Source organism: Streptomyces griseorubiginosus, from assembly GCF_001514195.1.
Lineage (GTDB): Bacteria > Actinomycetota > Actinomycetes > Streptomycetales > Streptomycetaceae > Streptomyces > Streptomyces griseorubiginosus.
In genome coordinates, this window is record NZ_KQ948734.1 from 1,316,036 (window position 1) to 1,332,737 (window position 16,702).

Here is a 16,702-nt window from a genome sequence, read left to right on the forward strand (position 1 = left end):
GATGGCCGGAGCGCGTCATCCTAAGTCCCCAACCAGCCGTCTGACCAGGGGTTTCCCAGGACGTATACGGGAATGTCAGTGGCGTGGTGTGCAATGGATCTCGTGCCCGCACTGGAAGAACCACTGAAGAAGGTGCTCGGCCCCGCCACCGCGAAGGTGATGGCCGAGCACCTCGGCCTGCACTCCGTGGGCGACCTCCTGCACCACTACCCGCGCCGATACGAGGAGCGGGGGCAGCTGACCCACCTCGCCGACCTCCCCCTGGACGAGCACGTCACCGTGGTCGCCCAGGTCGCCGACGCCCGGCTGCACAGCTTCGCCTCCGCCAAGGCGCCGCGCGGCAAGGGCCAGCGACTGGAGGTCACCATCACGGACGGCAGCGGCCGCCTCCAACTGGTCTTCTTCGGCAGCGGAGTCCACAAGCCCCACAAGGAACTCCTGCCGGGCACCCGCGCGATGTTCGCCGGCAAGGTCTCCCTCTTCAACCGCCGCCTCCAACTGGCGCATCCCGCCTACGAGTTGCTGCGCGGCGCCGACGACGAGGCGGCGGAGTCGGTGGAGACCTGGGCGGGCGCCCTGATCCCCATCTACCCCGCCACCGCCAAACTGGAGTCCTGGAAGATCGGCAAGGCGATCCAGACCGTCCTGCCGAGTGTGCAGGAGGCGCTCGACCCCCTTCCGGAGTCCCTGCGCGAGGGCCGGGGCCTGGTCACCCTCCCCGAAGCCCTCCTCAAGATCCACCGCCCGCACACCAAGGCCGACATCGCCGACGCCCACGCCCGCCTCAAGTGGGACGAGGCCTTCGTCCTCCAGGTGGCCCTGGCCCGCCGCCGCCACGCGGACGCCCAACTCCCCGCGGTCCCAAGGAAACCGTCCCCGGACGGCCTCCTGACCGCCTTCGATGACCGCCTCCCCTTCACCCTCACCGAAGGCCAGCAGAAGGTCTCCAAGGAGATCTTCGACGACCTGGCGACAGCCCACCCGATGCACCGCCTGCTCCAGGGAGAGGTCGGATCGGGCAAGGCCCAGCCCCTCGACTCGCTCGTCCTGACACCTGTCGGTTTCCGCCGTATGGGGGACTTGAGGGTGGGTGACAAGATCGTCGTTCCTGACGGGGAGATTGCCCTGGTCGACGGCGTCTTCCCACAAGGCGAGCGCGATGTCTGGCGGCTGGTTCTCTCGGACGGCAGTTCCGTCGAGTGCGACGACGAGCATCTGTGGATCGTCGGCACGAGTTGCGGGTGGCATCGTGGTCAGGCCCCCAAGGTCATGACGACTCGCGAGATTCGGCTGGACACCTTCAAGGCCAACGGATCGGCGAAGTGGTACCTCCCGGCCGCCACCCCTGTCGATCTCGGAGACGACTGCGGGCTGCCCCTTGACCCGTACCTGTTCGGCGTTCTTCTGGGCGACGGCTCCTTCCGGCACAACCTGCGTCTGTTCACGGTCGATGCCGAGATCCGCGACGCGGTCGAGACCGCCGTGGCACCGGAATGCCGACTGGTCCCGGTGAGCGGTTCCCGGTGCGACTACACGATCCAGCTGACCCGCCGCGCGGGTGGCGTGCGCAATTCGGTGATTCAGGCCCTGCGGGACCTGAACCTCTGGGGCGTCACGTCGCACGGCAAGTTCATTCCGGGAGAGTTCAAGAACACGTCGATCAAGAACCGTCTTGCCGTGCTGCAAGGGCTCATGGACACGGACGGCACTGTCGACAAGGCCGGCCTCAGCATCTCGTTCTGCTCCGCTTCACGGAGGCTCGCGGAAGACGTCGCGTGGCTGGTCCGTTCCTTGGGCGGACGGGCGCGAATCCTGCCGAGGCGGAGCGCGTTCAACGTCTTCGTCTCTCTGCCCGACGAGTACGTCCCGTTCAGGCTGAGGCGCAAGGCCGAACGGGTGGGCCCTCGCCCGAAATACAACACGTTTCGACGGGGTGTTCGGGCGGTCGAGTACGTGGGACGTAAGCCCGTGCAGTGCATCAGCGTCGCCCATCCCAGCCATGCCTACGTCACCGACAACTTCACAGTGACCCACAACACGATGGTGGCCCTGCGCGCCATGCTCGCCGTGGTCGACGCCGGTGGGCAGGCCGCCATGCTCGCTCCCACCGAGGTGCTCGCCCAGCAGCATCACCGGTCCATCGTCGAGATGATGGGGGAGCTGGCCGAGGGCGGCATGCTGGGTGGGGCCGAGCACGCCACCAAGGTCGTGCTGCTCACCGGTTCGATGGGGACGGCCGCGCGTCGGCAGGCGATGCTCGACCTGGTCACCGGCGAGGCGGGCATCGTGATCGGCACGCACGCGCTGATCGAGGACAAGGTGCAGTTCGAGGACCTCGGCCTGGTCGTGGTCGACGAGCAGCACCGCTTCGGGGTCGAGCAGCGGGACGCCCTGCGCGGCAAGGGCAAACAACCGCCCCACCTCCTCGTCATGACGGCCACCCCCATCCCGCGCACCGTCGCGATGACGGTCTTCGGCGACCTGGAGACCTCCGTCCTGGACCAGCTCCCGGCCGGCCGCTCCCCGATCGCCAGCCATGTCGTCCCCGCCGCCGACAAGCCCCACTTCCTCAGCCGCGCCTGGGAGCGGGTCCGTGAAGAGGTGGAGAACGGCCACCAGGCCTACGTCGTCTGTCCCCGCATCGGCGACGAGGAGGACGACCCGAAGAAGTCCGGCCGGAAGAAGTCCGCCGAGGACGAGGCGGAGAAGCGCCCGCCGCTCGCGGTCCTGGAGGTGGCCGACCAGCTGACCAAGGGCCCGCTCAGCGGACTCAAGGTCGAGGTCCTGCACGGCCGTATGCACCCGGACGACAAGGACGCGGTCATGCGCCGCTTCGCCGCCGGGGAGACCCACGTCCTGGTCGCCACCACGGTCATCGAGGTCGGCGTCAACGTCCCGAACGCCACCGCGATGGTCATCATGGACGCCGACCGCTTCGGCGTCTCCCAGCTCCACCAGCTGCGCGGCCGGGTCGGCCGCGGTTCCGCGGCGGGCCTGTGCCTGCTGGTCACGGAGATGCCGGAGGCGAGCCCCGCCCGCCAGCGCCTGAACGCGGTCGCCTCCACCCTGGACGGCTTCGAACTCTCCCGCATCGACCTGGAACAGCGCAGGGAGGGCGATGTCCTGGGCCAGGCCCAGTCCGGCGCCCGGACCTCCCTGCGCGTCCTCGCCGTGATCGAGGACGAGGAGATCATCGCGGAGGCGAGGGAGGAGGCGACCGCGGTGGTGGAGGCGGACCCGGAGCTGAAGGGCCTGCCCGGTCTGCGCACGGCCCTGGACGCGCTGTTGGACGAGGAGAGGGAGCAGTACCTGGAGAAGGGCTGAGAAACTGACTCCGTAACCACTCCCCGAACAAGGACCGAAGATGACCCGCGTGATCGCCGGCCGGGCCGGCGGACGCCGACTCGCAGTCCCGCCGGGCAACGGCACCCGCCCCACCTCCGACCGCGCCAGAGAAGGGCTCCTCTCCACCTGGCAGTCCCTCCTGGGCGGCCCCCTGGACGGCGAGCGGGTCCTCGACCTGTACGCGGGCTCGGGCGCGGTGGGTCTGGAGGCCCTCTCCCGCGGCGCGAGCCACACCCTCCTGGTCGAGGCCGACGCGCGAGCCGCCCGCACGATCCGGGAGAACGTCAAGAGCCTCGGTCTCCCCGGCGCCGAGGTGCGCGCGGGCAAAGCGGAACAGATCATCCAGCAACCGGCGCCGGCGCAGCCGTACGACATCGTGTTCCTCGACCCGCCGTACCGCGTCACGGATCACGATCTTCGGGAGATTCTCCTCACACTCCGGGCGGAACACTGGCTAGCGCCGGAGGCCCTGGTCACCGTTGAGCGCAGTACCAGAGGGGGCGAATTCGCCTGGCCGCCCGGCTTCGAGGCGGTCAAGGCCCGTCGCTACGGCGAGGGAACGTTTTGGTACGGTCGCGCCGCCACGGGCGACAACGCCTCTACGTGCGAAGACGCACGATGACCGGACCGGAGAGCGAGGGATCTCAAGTGCGCCGCGCCGTCTGTCCCGGGTCGTTCGACCCGATCACCAACGGACATCTCGACATCATCTCCCGCGCCTCCAGGCTGTACGACGAGGTCTACGTCGCGGTGATGATCAACAAGTCCAAGAAGGGCCTCTTCGAGATCGACGAGCGGATCGACCTGATCCGCGAGGTCACCGCCGAGTACGGCAACGTGATCGTGGAGGCGTTCCACGGCCTCCTCGTCGACTACTGCAAGGAGCGCGACATCCCGGCCATCGTCAAGGGCCTGCGCGCGGTCAGCGACTTCGACTACGAACTCCAGATGGCCCAGATGAACAACGGCCTCAGCGGTGTCGAGACCCTCTTCGTGCCGACCAATCCCACCTACAGCTTCCTGTCCTCCTCGCTCGTCAAGGAGGTCGCCACCTGGGGCGGAGACGTCTCCCACCTGGTACCCCCGAGGGTCCTGGAAGCGCTGAACGAGCGCCTCCGCAAAGGCTGATGGGGCTACAGTCGTCCCGTCCGTCTCCAACACAGCTGTAGAGAGTGGCGAGCACAGGTGGACGTGCAGAAGAAGCTCGACGAGATCGTGGCCACGGTCTCCGGCGCCCGGTCGATGCCCATGTCGGCCTCGGTGATGGTCAACCGCGCCGAACTGCTCGCGATGCTGGAGGAGCTGCGCCAGGCCCTGCCGGGTTCCCTCGCGCAGGCCCAGGAGCTGATCGGTGACCGCGAGCAGCTGGTCGAGCAGGCCCGCCAGGAGGCCGAGCGGATCATCGGGCAGGCACACCAGGAGCGCGGCTCGCTGATCTCCGACACCGAGGTGGCCCGCCGCTCCCAGGCCGAGGCCGACCGGATCCTGAACGAGGCCCGCCAGGAGGCCGAGGAGGTCCGCGCCGAGGCCGACGACTACGTCGACTCCAAGCTCGCCAACTTCGAGGTCGTCCTCACCAAGACCCTCGGCTCCGTGGGCCGCGGCCGCGAGAAGCTCCTCGGCACCGGTCCCGGCCTCGACGAGAACGGCTACGAGGACGAGGACGCCCCCGAGCGCAGCCACGACCCCGAGACCCTGCGCAAGGACGCCGACACCTACGTCGACGCCAAGCTCGGGGCCTTCGAGGCGGTCCTGGCCAAGACCCTGGAGGCGGTCGGCCGGGGCCGGCAGAAACTGCACGGCCGTATCGCCACGGACGACCTCGGCGCCCTCGCCGACGACCTGTCCACGGTCCAGCACTCCAGCGACGCCGACTACCTGGCCGACCTCGCCGCCCTCGCCGAGCGGGACAGCCAGGCGGCGGCCCAGGCGGCAGGCGCCGCGGCCGAGCAGCAGGACTACGCCCAGCAGGCGGCGTACGGCTACCAGCAGCAGACCGACGCCTACGCGGGCTACCAGCAGCAGCCCGACCCGTACGCCCAGCAGCAGGACCCGTACGGCTACCAGCAGGCCGACCCGTACGCCGCCGGCTATCAGGGGTACGACCAGCAGCAGGCCTACGACCCGAACCAGGTCCAGCAGGCTCAGCAGGCGCACCAGTCCTACGCCCTGGACGAGACCAGCCTCTTCGACACCGGCATGATCACGCCGGAGCAGCTGAGGGCCTACGAGCAGGGTCGGGGCCAGTGAGGAACCGGTAGGAGAGCACCGGATTGGGCCGTGAGCGAAAGGTCCAGTATCCTGGCTCTTCGGTCGCGCGTACGTCCGCGATCAACGCTGCCCGGGAACACCGAAGGGCGGCGTCCCTCTGAGCTCGAAGATCGAAAGCAGGAATGGCTCCCAACGCGCGCCTCGACCACCGCAACCCTCTCGTGTTCGACACACACGAGCTGGGGCGGCGTCCTGGCGCGCTCCAGCGCCTGACCCGCGAGATCGACGCTCCCAAGGATCTCGGGATCCAGGGAGTGATCGGAGTGCCGGAAGGCGCCCCGGTCGAGCTCGAACTCCGCCTGGAGTCGGTCATGGAAGGGGTGCTTGTCACAGGCACCGCCCGTGCACAGGCCAAGGGGGAGTGCGTAAGGTGTCTGGAGCCGCTGGAGCTGGCGCTCGAAGCGGACTTCCAGGAGATGTTCTCGTACCCTGACGCCGACGACCGGGGCCGTGTGAAAGCGGAACCGGCCGACGACGCCGAGGAAGACGAGGACAGGCTCTTCATCGAGGACGGCCTGTTCGACCTCGAACCCGTGCTGCGTGATGCGGTGGTGCTCGCACTGCCGATGCAGCCGGTGTGCCAGGACGACTGTCTGGGTCTGTGCTCCGAGTGCGGAGCGCGGCTCACGGACGACCCGGACCACCACCATGACGCCGTCGACATCCGTTGGGCGGCATTGCAGGGACTCGCCGGTTCACTCGAAGACGGCGAGAAGGACGAGATGAGCGGCGCTGACGCGGAAGCGGGCGTCGACGAGAAGCAGGAGAAGTAGCCGTGGCTGTTCCGAAGCGGAAGATGTCGCGCAGCAACACGCGCCACCGCCGGTCGCAGTGGAAGGCTGCGGTCCCCACCCTGGTTGCGTGCGAGCGCTGCCACGAGCCCAAGCTGCAGCACATCGCGTGCCCCGCTTGTGGCACCTACAACAAGCGCCAGGTCCTCGAGGTCTGAGCGGCTGGTGAGAGGCACTGTGTCCACTCCGAAGAAGAACTCGGTCGACAATCAGGCCTCGTCCCACACGCTGTTGGAAGGGCGGCTCGGGTACAAGCTCGAGTCCGCCCTTCTGGTGCGTGCGCTGACCCACCGGTCCTACGCGTACGAGAACGGCGGTCTGCCGACCAACGAGCGCCTGGAGTTCCTCGGGGACTCCGTGCTGGGGCTCGTGGTCACGGACACGCTGTACACCACCCACCCCGACCTGCCCGAGGGCCAGCTGGCCAAGTTGCGGGCCGCGGTGGTCAACTCGCGTGCGCTGGCGGAGGTCGGCCGTGGGCTCGACCTGGGTTCCTTCATCCGGCTCGGCCGTGGTGAAGAGGGCACGGGCGGCCGGGACAAGGCGTCCATCCTCGCCGACACCCTGGAAGCGGTGATCGGCGCTGTCTATCTCGACCAGGGTCTCGATGCGGCGAGCGAGCTCGTCCACCGGCTTTTCGATCCGCTGATCGAGAAGTCCTCCAACCTCGGTGCCGGCCTGGACTGGAAGACCAGTCTCCAGGAGCTCACCGCGACCGAAGGACTCGGCGTGCCCGAGTACCTGGTCACGGAGACCGGCCCCGACCACGAGAAGACCTTCACTGCTGCCGCCCGCGTCGGAGGCGTCTCGTACGGCACCGGCACCGGCCGCAGCAAGAAGGAGGCGGAGCAGCAGGCCGCGGAGTCCGCCTGGAGGTCCATCCGGGCCGCCGCGGACGAGCGCGCCAAGGCGGCGGCAGCGAAGGCTGTCGAAGTCGCCGAAGCAGTCGAAGCCTCCGAGGCCGACGACGAGGGTCCGTCGTCCGTCTCCGCCTGACGCCTGGAAACAGGGCGCCTTGAGACAAGGCGGCCGGGAAACAGAGCGTCTGGAAGTACAGCGCAGTCGAGCGCCTGTCCCGGTACACCGGGGCGGGCGCTCGGCTCATACACCGGTCCGTGACGGGGGAGCCCCATGCCCGAGTTGCCCGAGGTCGAGGTCGTACGGCGCGGTCTCGAGCGGTGGGTCGCCCACCGCACGGTCGCCGAGGTCGAGGTGCTGCATCCGCGTGCGGTACGGCGTCACCTGGCCGGCGCCGACGACTTCGCGCACCGCCTCAAGGGGCACCGCCTGGGCACCCCGAGCCGTCGGGGCAAGTACCTGTGGCTGCCGCTGGAGGACACCGACCAGTCGATCCTGGCGCATCTCGGCATGAGCGGTCAGCTGCTGGTGCAGCCGCACGCCGCGCCCGACGAGAAGCACCTCAGGATCCGCGTCAGGTTCGCCGACACGCTGACAACAGCCGCCACCGCGGCGGGCGCCACCGAGCTGCGCTTCGTGGACCAACGCACCTTCGGTGGGCTGTCGTTGCACGACAACACCCCCGACGGGCTGCCCGACGTCATCGCGCACATCGCCCGCGACCCCCTCGACCCGCTCTTCGACGACGAGGCCTTCCACCAGGCCCTGCGCCGCAAGCGCTCCACCATCAAACGGGCCCTGCTGGACCAGTCGTTGATCAGCGGGGTCGGCAACATCTATGCGGACGAGGCGCTTTGGCGCTCCCGCATCCACTACGAGCGCCCGACCGCCGGTTTCACGCGCCCGCGCACGGCCGAACTCCTCGGCCATGTGCGGGAGGTGATGACCGCGGCCCTGGACGTCGGCGGCACCAGCTTCGACAGCCTGTACGTCAACGTGAACGGGGAGTCGGGGTACTTCGACCGGTCCCTCGACGCGTACGGCCGTGAGGGGCTGCCCTGCAAGCGGTGCGGTACGCCGATGCGCCGACGGCCCTGGATGAACCGGTCCAGCTACTTCTGCCCGCAGTGTCAGCGGGCGCCGCGCGTCACGTCGTAGCGCTCCCGGGCGGCCAGGACGTCGTCCATGCGGCCCTCCACGAAGTGGATGAGGCCCAGGAGGCGTTCGGCGACCTCGTGGCCGAGCGGGGTCAGTTCGTAGTCCACCCGGGGCGGGTTGGTCGGCTGGGCCTCGCGGTGCACCAGGCCGTCGCGCTCCAGGGACTGGAGGGTCTGGGAGAGCATCTTCTCGCTCACGCCGTCGACCCGGCGGCGCAGCTCGTTGAAGCGCAGCGAGCCCTCGTACAGGGCGCCGAGCGTGAGCGCGCCCCAGCGGCCCGTCACATGCTCCAGGGTGCCGCGCGAGGGACAGGCCTTGGCGAACACGTCGTACGGGAGCTGCGGCTCCACGGGCTGCTGCGTGGTGTCCATATCACCAGCGTACAGCGCTAACCCACAGGTTGCACTAACCAATAGTTAGTGCAACCTGGGAGGGGGATCCCGTCAGTAGCCGAAGTCCTGGGTCCACCAGGGACCGCCGGTCCCGAACTGGACGCCTACGCCGAGCGTCTTGAAGTCGCAGTTCAGGATGTTGGCCTTGTGGCCCGGGCTGTTCATCCAGGCTTCCATGACCGCCGCCGGGTCGGACTGGCCCCTGGCTATGTTCTCGCCGCCGAGGTTGGTGATCCCGGCCAGTGCGGCCCGGTCCCACGGCGAGGCGCCGCTCGGGTCGGTGTGGTCGAAGAAGCCCTGGGCGGCCATGGCCTTGCTGAAGTCCTCGGCCAGGCCCGCCAGCGCGCTGTTGGCGGAGACCGGGCTGCACCCGACCTTGGCCCGCTCGACGTTCACGAGCTGGAGGACCTCGGCGGCGGCAGCGGCCTCCGTGGAGACCTCCACCGGCGCGGTGGTCTCCTTCTTGGCCGGCTCACGCTCCTTCTGGGAGGGCGTCGCCTCCGGCTTCTTGCTGGGCGTGGCCTGCGGCTTCTCCGTCGGCTTCTCGGTCGGCGCGGCCGTCGAGGCGGACGGGGAGGACGGCGCGGGGGAGGGGGCACGCTGGGCGTCCCGGCTCGTGGAGCTGCCGTCCTCACGGCCCTCGGCGGCGCCGCCGGAGGCGCCGCCCTGCTCGGCGGGCGTATTGGTCGGCGAGCCGGCCGCCTGCACATCGCCGCCGGTCTTGGTGCTGCCGCCGATCTTGTAGTTGTCCAGGCCGGGCACGACCCCGGTGGCGACCGCGACGGTGCCGATCGCGACGGCGGCGGAGACCCCGAGCAGACCGGTCTTGACCGGCGTCACGAGGCTCTTCTTGCGCCGGCGGTGCGAGCGGCCGGGCCGGGCGCCGTCGGCGGGCGTGTAGTCCTCGCCCCGGTACAGCGCGTACTCCTCCTCCGACGCGAACAGGTAGGCGTCACTGCGCGCGTAGGGGTCGGGCTCGACGTGGCTCGAGTAAGTGGTGGTGCTCGCCGAGGCGAAGTTGTACGAGTCCTGCGGGTCGAAGCCGCTCCGGTGGGAGCTGTACGTCTCTGTGACCCCCGTGGCGCGGCCCGTGGCGGCGCGGCCGGCGGCGGAGCGTCGGTGGCGTCCCATGTCCTTGCCTTCCTCGTCTGTTCTTGAGGTCGACGCGTCCCCCCGGTCAACCAAAGTCACAAAACCCACACGATGGAGTGAGTTTCGTATGAGATTCATTGGCTGCGGACAGTACCGCATGGCGCCAGGGGAGGGTGTGTCCGGAGAGACATTGGCCGGTTAGGTTGCACCCATGAGCGAGGATGTACGACTGGTCGCGTGGGTGCGCGGACGCGTCCAAGGTGTGGGTTTCCGCTGGTTCACGCGGGCCAAGGCTCTCGAGATCGGCAGCCTGAGTGGTTTTGCTCTCAATTTGGACGACGGACGCGTCCAAGTGGTCGCGGAGGGACCGCGCGCGGGCTGCCAAGGGCTCCTGGACTGGCTCCTGGGTGACGACACGCCCGGTCGCGTGGACGGCGTCACCGAGATCTGGGACACACCTCGCGGGGGTTACGACGGCTTCGCCATCCGATGAGCCGATTCCGCGAAACGGCCCGGGCGGAAGCGGAGGGATGAGCCACCGGCACCCGCCCGCAGCGGAAAGATGCTGGTGGTTGCCAAGAAGCGCCCGCCATGGCAGGCTCCGCACCTAAGATTGATCGCCACGCCCCGGGGGTCCCGAGAGTGCCGTCGCGCCGCCGTTCCAGGCCGCGCCGGACCGGGTTGCCGCCAATACGGGGCGTGATCGTGTTGACCGTCAAACTTTTTGGTGAGACGCTGAAAGCACCCCGCGCACCTTAGCTGTTTGGCATGGTTGAACGGCAGCATGAACTCAAAAGTGTCAAGCACCGCGGGTGCGAATCCCTCACGACCCACACCGCTTCGGTCGGTCACTCAGTGTGGAGGACCATCCATCATGGCAAAGGCGCTTCTCGGTTACGTCGGCGGCTCCGACCCTCGACTCCTCGCCGAGATGCGACGGCTCCAGCAGCGCGTCCAGGACCTGGAATCCGAGCTCGTACGGATCCAGGCCGAGAACGACGCGCTCGCGGCTGCCGCTTCTCACGACAGGATCATGGAGAGCATCGACGCACACCAGGCGGAGCCTGCGCTCACCTGATCGCTGCATTGCTCCACGACAGCTCACGCAGTGGTCGAGCGGCTCGTACCAACCGCTAAGTTGTCAGAGTTTGCAAGGGACGCTTCGGCGTCCCTTCTTTCTTTCCCCCGCGCATCCTTTCACCCTCTTAACGTTTGGTGTGCCCTGCATGTTCAACGGTGAAACCGCGGGGGAGAGCGCGTTCATGGAGTGAGACACCCCCGGAAGGTAGAGTCCAGCGGCGTGCACCTCAAGGCCCTGACCCTCCGGGGGTTCAAGTCGTTCGCCTCGGCGACCACGCTCCGGTTCGAGCCGGGGATCACCTGTGTCGTGGGGCCCAACGGCTCGGGCAAGTCCAATGTCGTCGACGCCCTCAGCTGGGTCATGGGCGAACAGGGCGCCAAGTCGCTGCGCGGCGGCAAGATGGAGGACGTCATCTTCGCCGGCACCACCGGGCGCCCGCCGCTCGGCCGCGCCGAGGTGTCCCTGACCATCGACAACTCCGACGGGGCGCTGCCCATCGAGTACGCCGAGGTCACCATCACGCGGATCATGTTCCGCAACGGCGGCAGCGAGTACCAGATCAACGGCGACACCTGCCGTCTCCTCGACATCCAGGACCTGCTCTCCGACTCCGGCATCGGCCGCGAGATGCACGTCATCGTGGGCCAGGGCCAGCTCGACTCCGTCCTGCACGCCGACCCCACCGGCCGCCGCGCCTTCATCGAGGAGGCCGCCGGTGTCCTCAAGCACCGAAAGCGCAAGGAGAAGGCGCTCCGCAAGCTGGACGCGATGCAGGCCAACCTCGCGCGCGTGCAGGACCTCACGGACGAGCTGCGCCGCCAGCTGAAGCCGCTCGGACGCCAGGCGGCGGTGGCCCGGCGGGCGGCCGTCATCCAGGCGGACCTCCGGGACGCCCGTCTGCGCCTGCTCGCCGACGATCTCGTACGGCTGCGGCAGGCGCTCAGGACCGAGGTCGCCGACGAGGCCGCGCTCAAGGAGCGCAAGGAGGCCGCCGAGCAGGAACTGAAGAAGGCCCTCCAGCGCGAGGCGCTCCTGGAGGACGAGGTCCGGCAGCTCACGCCCCGGCTCCAGCGGGCCCAGCAGACCTGGTACGAGCTCTCCCAGCTCGCCGAGCGGGTCCGCGGCACGATCTCGCTGGCCGACGCACGCGTGAAGAGCGCGACCTCGACGCCGCCCGAGGAGCGCCGGGGGCGCGACCCCGAGGACATGGAGCGCGAGGCCGCGCGGATCCGCGAGCAGGAGGCCGAGCTGGAGGCCGCCCTGGAAGCGGCCGAGCACGCCCTGGAGGACACGGTCGCGCACCGCTCCGAACTGGAGCGCGAGCTCGTGCAGGAGGAGCGGCGGCTCAAGGACGTGGCCCGGGCCATCGCCGACCGCCGTGAGGGCCTCGCCCGTCTCAACGGCCAGGTCAACGCGGCCCGCTCGCGCGCCGCCTCCGCCCAGGCCGAGATCGACCGCCTGGCCGCGGCGAGGGACGAGGCCCAGGAGCGGGCGTTCGCCGCGCAGGAGGAGTACGAGGCGCTCAAGGCCGAGGTGGACGGCCTCGACGCGGGCGACGCGGAGCTGGCGGAACAGCACGAGGCGGCCAAGCGGCAGCTGGCAGAGGCGGAAGCAGCCCTCACCGCAGCCCGGGAGGCGGCCACGGCGGCGGAACGCAGACGCGCGGCGACGCAGGCGAGACACGAAGCACTGGCGCTGGGGTTGCGTCGCAAGGACGGAACCGGAGCCCTTCTCGGTGCGAAGGACCGCCTTACGGGCTTGCTGGGCCCGGCGGCAGAGCTCTTGACGGTGACCCCGGGCCACGAGGTGGCGTTGGCGGCGGCCTTCGGCGCGGCGGCGGACGCGTTGGCGGTGACCTCGCCTTCGGCAGCGGCAGAAGCGATCCGCCTGCTGCGCAAGCAGGACGGGGGACGGGCGTCGCTCCTCTTGGCGGGCGCTCCGGAGAGCGCTTCTGGGGGCGCGGGGCTGCGTGAATCTGCGGCTCCGCCGCGGGGCGCGACCAGCCACGACGGCCCCGCAGACGCCACACATCAGCACGCGGCAGACCTCGTCCGCGCCCCCTCCGACCTGGTGCCCGCGGTCCGCCGCCTCCTCCACGGCATCGTCGTCGTCGGCACCCTCGAAGACGCCGAGGACCTCGTCTACGCCAACCCCCACCTCACCGCCGTCACCGCCGAAGGCGACCTCCTCGGCGCCCACTTCGCCCACGGCGGCTCCGCGGGCGCCCCGAGCCTCCTCGAAGTACAGGCCTCCGTCGACGAGGCCGCGGCCGAGCTCGAAGAGCTGGCGATCCGCTGCGAGGAGCTCACCGAGGCCCAGCACACGGCCGTGGAGAACCGAAGGACAGGCGCCGCCCTCGTGGAGGAGCTGGGGGAGCGGCGCCGGGCCGCTGACCGGGAGAAGTCGGCCGTGGCCCAGCAGCTCGGCCGGCTCGCCGGCCAGGCGAAGGGTGCCGCGGGTGAGGCCGAACGGTCCACCGCCGCGGCCGCGCGTGCGCAGGAGTCCCTGGAGAGGGCCCTCGAAGAGGTGGAGGAGCTCGCCGAGCGCCTGGCCGTCGCCGAGGAGATGCCGGTCGAGGAGGAGCCCGACACCTCGGTACGGGACCGTCTCGCCGCCGACGGCGCCAACGCCCGCCAGACCGAGATGGAGGCCCGCCTCCAGGTCCGTACCCACGAGGAACGGGTTAAGGGACTCGCGGGCCGGGCCGACTCCCTGGACCGTGCCGCCCGCGCGGAGCGCGACGCACGCGCGCGTGCCGAACAGCGCAGGGCCCGGCTGCGGCACGAGGCCGCCGTCGCGGAGGCCGTCGCCTCCGGTGCCCGGCAGCTGCTCGCGCACGTCGAGGTGTCCCTCGCGCGCGCCGGCGAGGAGCGGACCGCCGCCGACGCCGCCAAGGCGCTCAGGGAGCAGGAGTTGACCGCCGCCCGCACCGCGGGCCGGGACCTCAAGGCCGAGCTCGACAAGCTCACCGACTCCGTGCACCGGGGCGAGGTGCTCGGTGCCGAGAAGCGGATGCGGATCGAGCAGCTGGAGACCAAGGCGCTGGAGGAGCTGGGCGTCGAGCCGGCGGGCCTTGTCGAGGAGTACGGCCCTCACCAGCTGGTGCCGCCCTCCCTGCCCGCCGAGGGCGAGGAGCTGCCGGAGGACCCCGAGCACCCCCGCAACCGGCCGAGGCAGTTCCACCGGGCCGAGCAGGAGAAGCGGCTCAAGGCGGCCGAGCGGGCCTACCAGCAGCTCGGCAAGGTCAATCCGCTCGCACTGGAGGAGTTCGCGGCCCTGGAGGAGCGGCACCAGTTCCTCAGCGAGCAGCTGGAGGACCTGAGGAAGACCCGTGCCGACCTCCTTCAGGTGGTCAAGGAGGTCGACGAGCGCGTCGAGCAGGTCTTCACCGAGGCGTACCGGGACACCGCCCGGGAGTTCGAAGGCGTCTTCAGCCGGCTCTTCCCGGGCGGCGAGGGGCGGCTGATCCTCACCGACCCCGACAACATGCTCACCACCGGCGTGGACGTCGAGGCGCGGCCGCCGGGCAAGAAGGTCAAGCGGCTCAGCTTGCTCTCCGGTGGCGAACGGTCCCTCACCGCCGTAGCGTTGCTCGTGTCGATCTTCAAGGCGCGGCCCAGCCCGTTCTACGTCATGGACGAGGTCGAGGCCGCGCTCGACGACACCAATCTCCAGCGGCTGATCCGGATCATGCAGGAGCTCCAGGAGGCCTCGCAGCTCATCGTGATCACGCACCAGAAGCGGACGATGGAGGTCGCCGACGCGCTGTACGGCGTCTCGATGCAGGGCGACGGGGTGTCGAAGGTGATCAGCCAGCGGCTGCGCTAGCCCCTTCGGGTACCCCGTTTCGATTCGTTCATTCCTTGAACTCAGCCTCCTCATCTGTGCCTGTTTTCTCACACGTCTCCAGCTGTTGCTTTCGGAACTTGAAGGCATAGGGTCGTCATCGTTTGTTCTTGCTGTCAGGCAGCGTTGCCGATGGCCTTAGGAGTTGAACGTGACCAGCACAGCGCAGGCGCAGAAGTCAGGAGCCGGAGCGGCTCATCCCGATCATCTCGGGCACGTCATCTTCATCGCGGCGGCGGCCGCGATGGGCGGTTTCCTCTTCGGCTACGACAGCTCCGTGATCAACGGCGCGGTCGAGGCCATCCGGGACCGCTACGACATCGGGTCCGCGGCCCTGGCGCAGGTCATCGCCATCGCCCTGATCGGCTGTGCGATCGGCGCGGCGACCGCCGGACGCATCGCGGACCGCATCGGCCGTATCCGCTGCATGCAGATCTCCGCCGTCTTGTTCACGGCCAGCGCCGTCGGCTCGGCACTGCCCTTCGCGCTGTACGACCTGGCGTTCTGGCGGATCGTCGGCGGTTTCGCCATCGGCATGGCCTCGGTCATCGGCCCCGCCTACATCGCCGAGGTCGCCCCGCCGGCCTACCGCGGCCGTCTCGGGTCCTTTCAGCAGGCCGCGATCGTCGTCGGCATCGCCATCTCGCAGCTGGTCAACTGGGGGCTGCTGAACGCCGCCGGTGGCGACCAGCGCGGCAAGCTGATGGGTCTCGAGGCCTGGCAGGTCATGCTCGGCGTCATGGTGGTCCCGGCCGTCCTCTACGGGCTGCTCTCCTTCGCCATCCCGGAGTCCCCGCGGTTCCTGATCTCCGTCGGCAAGCACGAGCGTGCCCGGGAGATCCTCACCGAGGTCGAGGGCGACAAGGTCGACCTGGACGCCCGGGTCGCCGAGATCGAGCACGCGATGAAGAGCGAGCACAAGTCGACCTTCAAGGACCTGCTCGGCGGCTCCTTCTTCTTCAAGCCGATCGTCTGGATCGGTATCGGCCTGTCGGTCTTCCAGCAGTTCGTCGGCATCAACGTCGCGTTCTACTACTCCTCGACGCTGTGGCAGTCGGTCGGTGTCGACCCGACGGACTCGTTCTTCTACTCCTTCACGACGTCGATCATCAACATCGTCGGCACCGTGATCGCGATGATCTTCGTGGACCGCGTCGGCCGCAGGCCGCTCGCCCTGATCGGCTCGGTCGGCATGGTGATCGGCCTGGCGCTGGAGGCCTGGGCGTTCTCCTTCGACCTCGTCGACGGCAAGCTGCCGGCCGCGCAGGGCTGGACCGCGCTGATCGCAGCCCACGTGTTCGTCCTCTTCTTCGCCCTGTCCTGGGGTGTCGTCGTCTGGGTCTTCCTCGGCGAGATGTTCCCGAACCGGATCCGCGCCGCCGCGCTGGGCGTCGCCGCGTCCGCGCAGTGGATCGCCAACTGGGCCATCACCGCGAGCTTCCCGTCGCTGGCCGACTGGAACCTCTCCGCGACCTACGTGATCTACACGGTCTTCGCCGCGCTCTCCATCCCGTTCGTCCTCAAGTACGTCAAGGAGACGAAGGGCAAGAAGCTGGAGGAGATGGGCTGACGGCCCACGCCGAGCCCGGGGCCTGCGGCCCCACCAAGAGCCCGGGGGGAGGGGCCAACACCCCGCTGCCCCTCTTCCCGAACCGTCCGCCGGCCCCGGTCCAGGCAACCGCCCGGACCGGGGCCGGCGGAGTCATGTCCGCGGCCGCGCGGGTCACCGGACGAGGACACCGCCGCTGATCTCCCGGCAGGAAGTGCGCGCCGGGCGAACGAACGCACTTCTCCCCGGCAGGAAGCGCGCGCCGGGCGAACGCACTCACTCCCGGCCCCACGCCGTCGTACGCCGAGCGCATACCCCC

At 69.5% G+C, this 16,702-nt stretch carries 14 protein-coding genes; 12 read left to right on the top strand and 2 right to left on the bottom strand.

What is annotated here, in order from left to right; genetic code table 11:
- Window positions 1–93 precede the first annotated feature (93 nt).
- The 8 genes from AQJ54_RS05880 (at window position 94) to mutM (ending at window position 8,423) form a co-directional block, all read left to right on the top strand.
- A complete protein-coding gene (locus tag AQJ54_RS05880; RefSeq protein WP_062234508.1) occupies window positions 94–3,324 on the top strand; it encodes a helicase-related protein in 3,231 nt (1,076 codons plus the stop codon).
- Between the two features lie 40 nt (window positions 3,325–3,364).
- Window positions 3,365–3,967 carry a 16S rRNA (guanine(966)-N(2))-methyltransferase RsmD gene (gene rsmD / locus AQJ54_RS05885; RefSeq protein ID WP_062026761.1) on the top strand — a complete coding sequence of 201 codons (603 nt, stop codon included), beginning with the start codon at window positions 3,365–3,367 and terminating at the stop codon, window positions 3,965–3,967.
- Window positions 3,968–3,993: 26 nt separating this feature from the next.
- Window positions 3,994–4,473, top strand: a complete 480-nt coding sequence (gene coaD, locus AQJ54_RS05890; protein ID WP_020138732.1) for a pantetheine-phosphate adenylyltransferase — start codon at window positions 3,994–3,996, stop codon at window positions 4,471–4,473.
- A 57-nt stretch (window positions 4,474–4,530) separates the two neighbouring features.
- The gene (locus tag AQJ54_RS05895; protein WP_062234512.1) at window positions 4,531–5,595 is read left to right on the top strand and encodes a F0F1 ATP synthase subunit B; all 1,065 of its coding nucleotides are present in this window, start codon (window positions 4,531–4,533) and stop codon (window positions 5,593–5,595) included.
- Between the two features lie 143 nt (window positions 5,596–5,738).
- Window positions 5,739–6,389: a YceD family protein gene (locus AQJ54_RS05900; RefSeq protein WP_020138734.1), complete on the top strand. Its 651-nt coding sequence runs from the start codon at window positions 5,739–5,741 to the stop codon at window positions 6,387–6,389.
- Window positions 6,390–6,391: 2 nt separating this feature from the next.
- Complete coding sequence (rpmF, locus tag AQJ54_RS05905) at window positions 6,392–6,565, top strand: 50S ribosomal protein L32 (RefSeq protein ID WP_006139588.1); 174 nt, start codon at window positions 6,392–6,394, stop codon at window positions 6,563–6,565.
- Window positions 6,566–6,584: 19 nt separating this feature from the next.
- Window positions 6,585–7,403, top strand: coding sequence for a ribonuclease III (gene rnc, locus AQJ54_RS05910; RefSeq protein WP_062026759.1), 819 nt, complete (start codon window positions 6,585–6,587; stop codon window positions 7,401–7,403).
- A 135-nt stretch (window positions 7,404–7,538) separates the two neighbouring features.
- A complete protein-coding gene (mutM, locus tag AQJ54_RS05915; RefSeq protein WP_062234515.1) occupies window positions 7,539–8,423 on the top strand; it encodes a bifunctional DNA-formamidopyrimidine glycosylase/DNA-(apurinic or apyrimidinic site) lyase in 885 nt (294 codons plus the stop codon).
- Here the strand turns inward: mutM and AQJ54_RS05920 are convergent.
- Both AQJ54_RS05920 and AQJ54_RS05925 read right to left on the bottom strand, forming a co-directional pair.
- A complete protein-coding gene (locus AQJ54_RS05920) occupies window positions 8,396–8,794 on the bottom strand; it encodes a winged helix-turn-helix transcriptional regulator (RefSeq protein ID WP_020138737.1) in 399 nt (132 codons plus the stop codon). The two genes, mutM and AQJ54_RS05920, sit on opposite strands and share 28 nt — an antisense overlap.
- Before the next feature lie 72 nt (window positions 8,795–8,866).
- Complete coding sequence (locus AQJ54_RS05925; RefSeq protein WP_062234518.1) at window positions 8,867–9,946, bottom strand: CAP domain-containing protein; 1,080 nt, start codon at window positions 9,944–9,946, stop codon at window positions 8,867–8,869.
- Between the two features lie 172 nt (window positions 9,947–10,118).
- Here AQJ54_RS05925 and AQJ54_RS05930 point away from each other — a divergent pair, with 172 nt between their 5' ends.
- The 4 genes from AQJ54_RS05930 to AQJ54_RS05945 all read left to right on the top strand — a co-directional run bounded on the left by AQJ54_RS05930 (window position 10,119) and on the right by AQJ54_RS05945 (window position 16,404).
- Window positions 10,119–10,400 carry an acylphosphatase gene (locus AQJ54_RS05930; protein ID WP_028809831.1) on the top strand — a complete coding sequence of 94 codons (282 nt, stop codon included), beginning with the start codon at window positions 10,119–10,121 and terminating at the stop codon, window positions 10,398–10,400.
- Window positions 10,401–10,781: 381 nt separating this feature from the next.
- Window positions 10,782–10,985: a hypothetical protein gene (locus AQJ54_RS05935; protein WP_016432419.1), complete on the top strand. Its 204-nt coding sequence runs from the start codon at window positions 10,782–10,784 to the stop codon at window positions 10,983–10,985.
- A 222-nt stretch (window positions 10,986–11,207) separates the two neighbouring features.
- Window positions 11,208–14,816 carry a chromosome segregation protein SMC gene (gene smc / locus AQJ54_RS05940; RefSeq protein ID WP_062234519.1) on the top strand — a complete coding sequence of 1,203 codons (3,609 nt, stop codon included), beginning with the start codon at window positions 11,208–11,210 and terminating at the stop codon, window positions 14,814–14,816.
- Window positions 14,817–14,985: 169 nt separating this feature from the next.
- Window positions 14,986–16,404 (top strand): sugar porter family MFS transporter, encoded by a 1,419-nt coding sequence (locus tag AQJ54_RS05945; protein ID WP_062234521.1) that lies wholly within the window; start codon window positions 14,986–14,988, stop codon window positions 16,402–16,404.
- Window positions 16,405–16,702: the final 298 nt, after the last annotated feature.

Bases quoted from the DNA above. Each gene is read 5' to 3' on its own strand.
- AQJ54_RS05880 (WP_062234508.1), top strand. From the start codon at position 94: ATGGATCTCGTGCCCGCACTGGAAGAACCACTGAAGAAGGTGCTCGGC.
- rsmD (WP_062026761.1), top strand. From the start codon at position 3,365: ATGACCCGCGTGATCGCCGGCCGGGCCGGCGGACGCCGACTCGCAGTC.
- AQJ54_RS05900 (WP_020138734.1), top strand. From the start codon at position 5,739: ATGGCTCCCAACGCGCGCCTCGACCACCGCAACCCTCTCGTGTTCGAC.
- mutM (WP_062234515.1), top strand. From the start codon at position 7,539: ATGCCCGAGTTGCCCGAGGTCGAGGTCGTACGGCGCGGTCTCGAGCGG.
- AQJ54_RS05920 (WP_020138737.1), bottom strand. From the start codon at position 8,794: ATGGACACCACGCAGCAGCCCGTGGAGCCGCAGCTCCCGTACGACGTG.
- AQJ54_RS05925 (WP_062234518.1), bottom strand. From the start codon at position 9,946: ATGGGACGCCACCGACGCTCCGCCGCCGGCCGCGCCGCCACGGGCCGC.
- AQJ54_RS05930 (WP_028809831.1), top strand. From the start codon at position 10,119: ATGAGCGAGGATGTACGACTGGTCGCGTGGGTGCGCGGACGCGTCCAA.
- AQJ54_RS05935 (WP_016432419.1), top strand. From the start codon at position 10,782: ATGGCAAAGGCGCTTCTCGGTTACGTCGGCGGCTCCGACCCTCGACTC.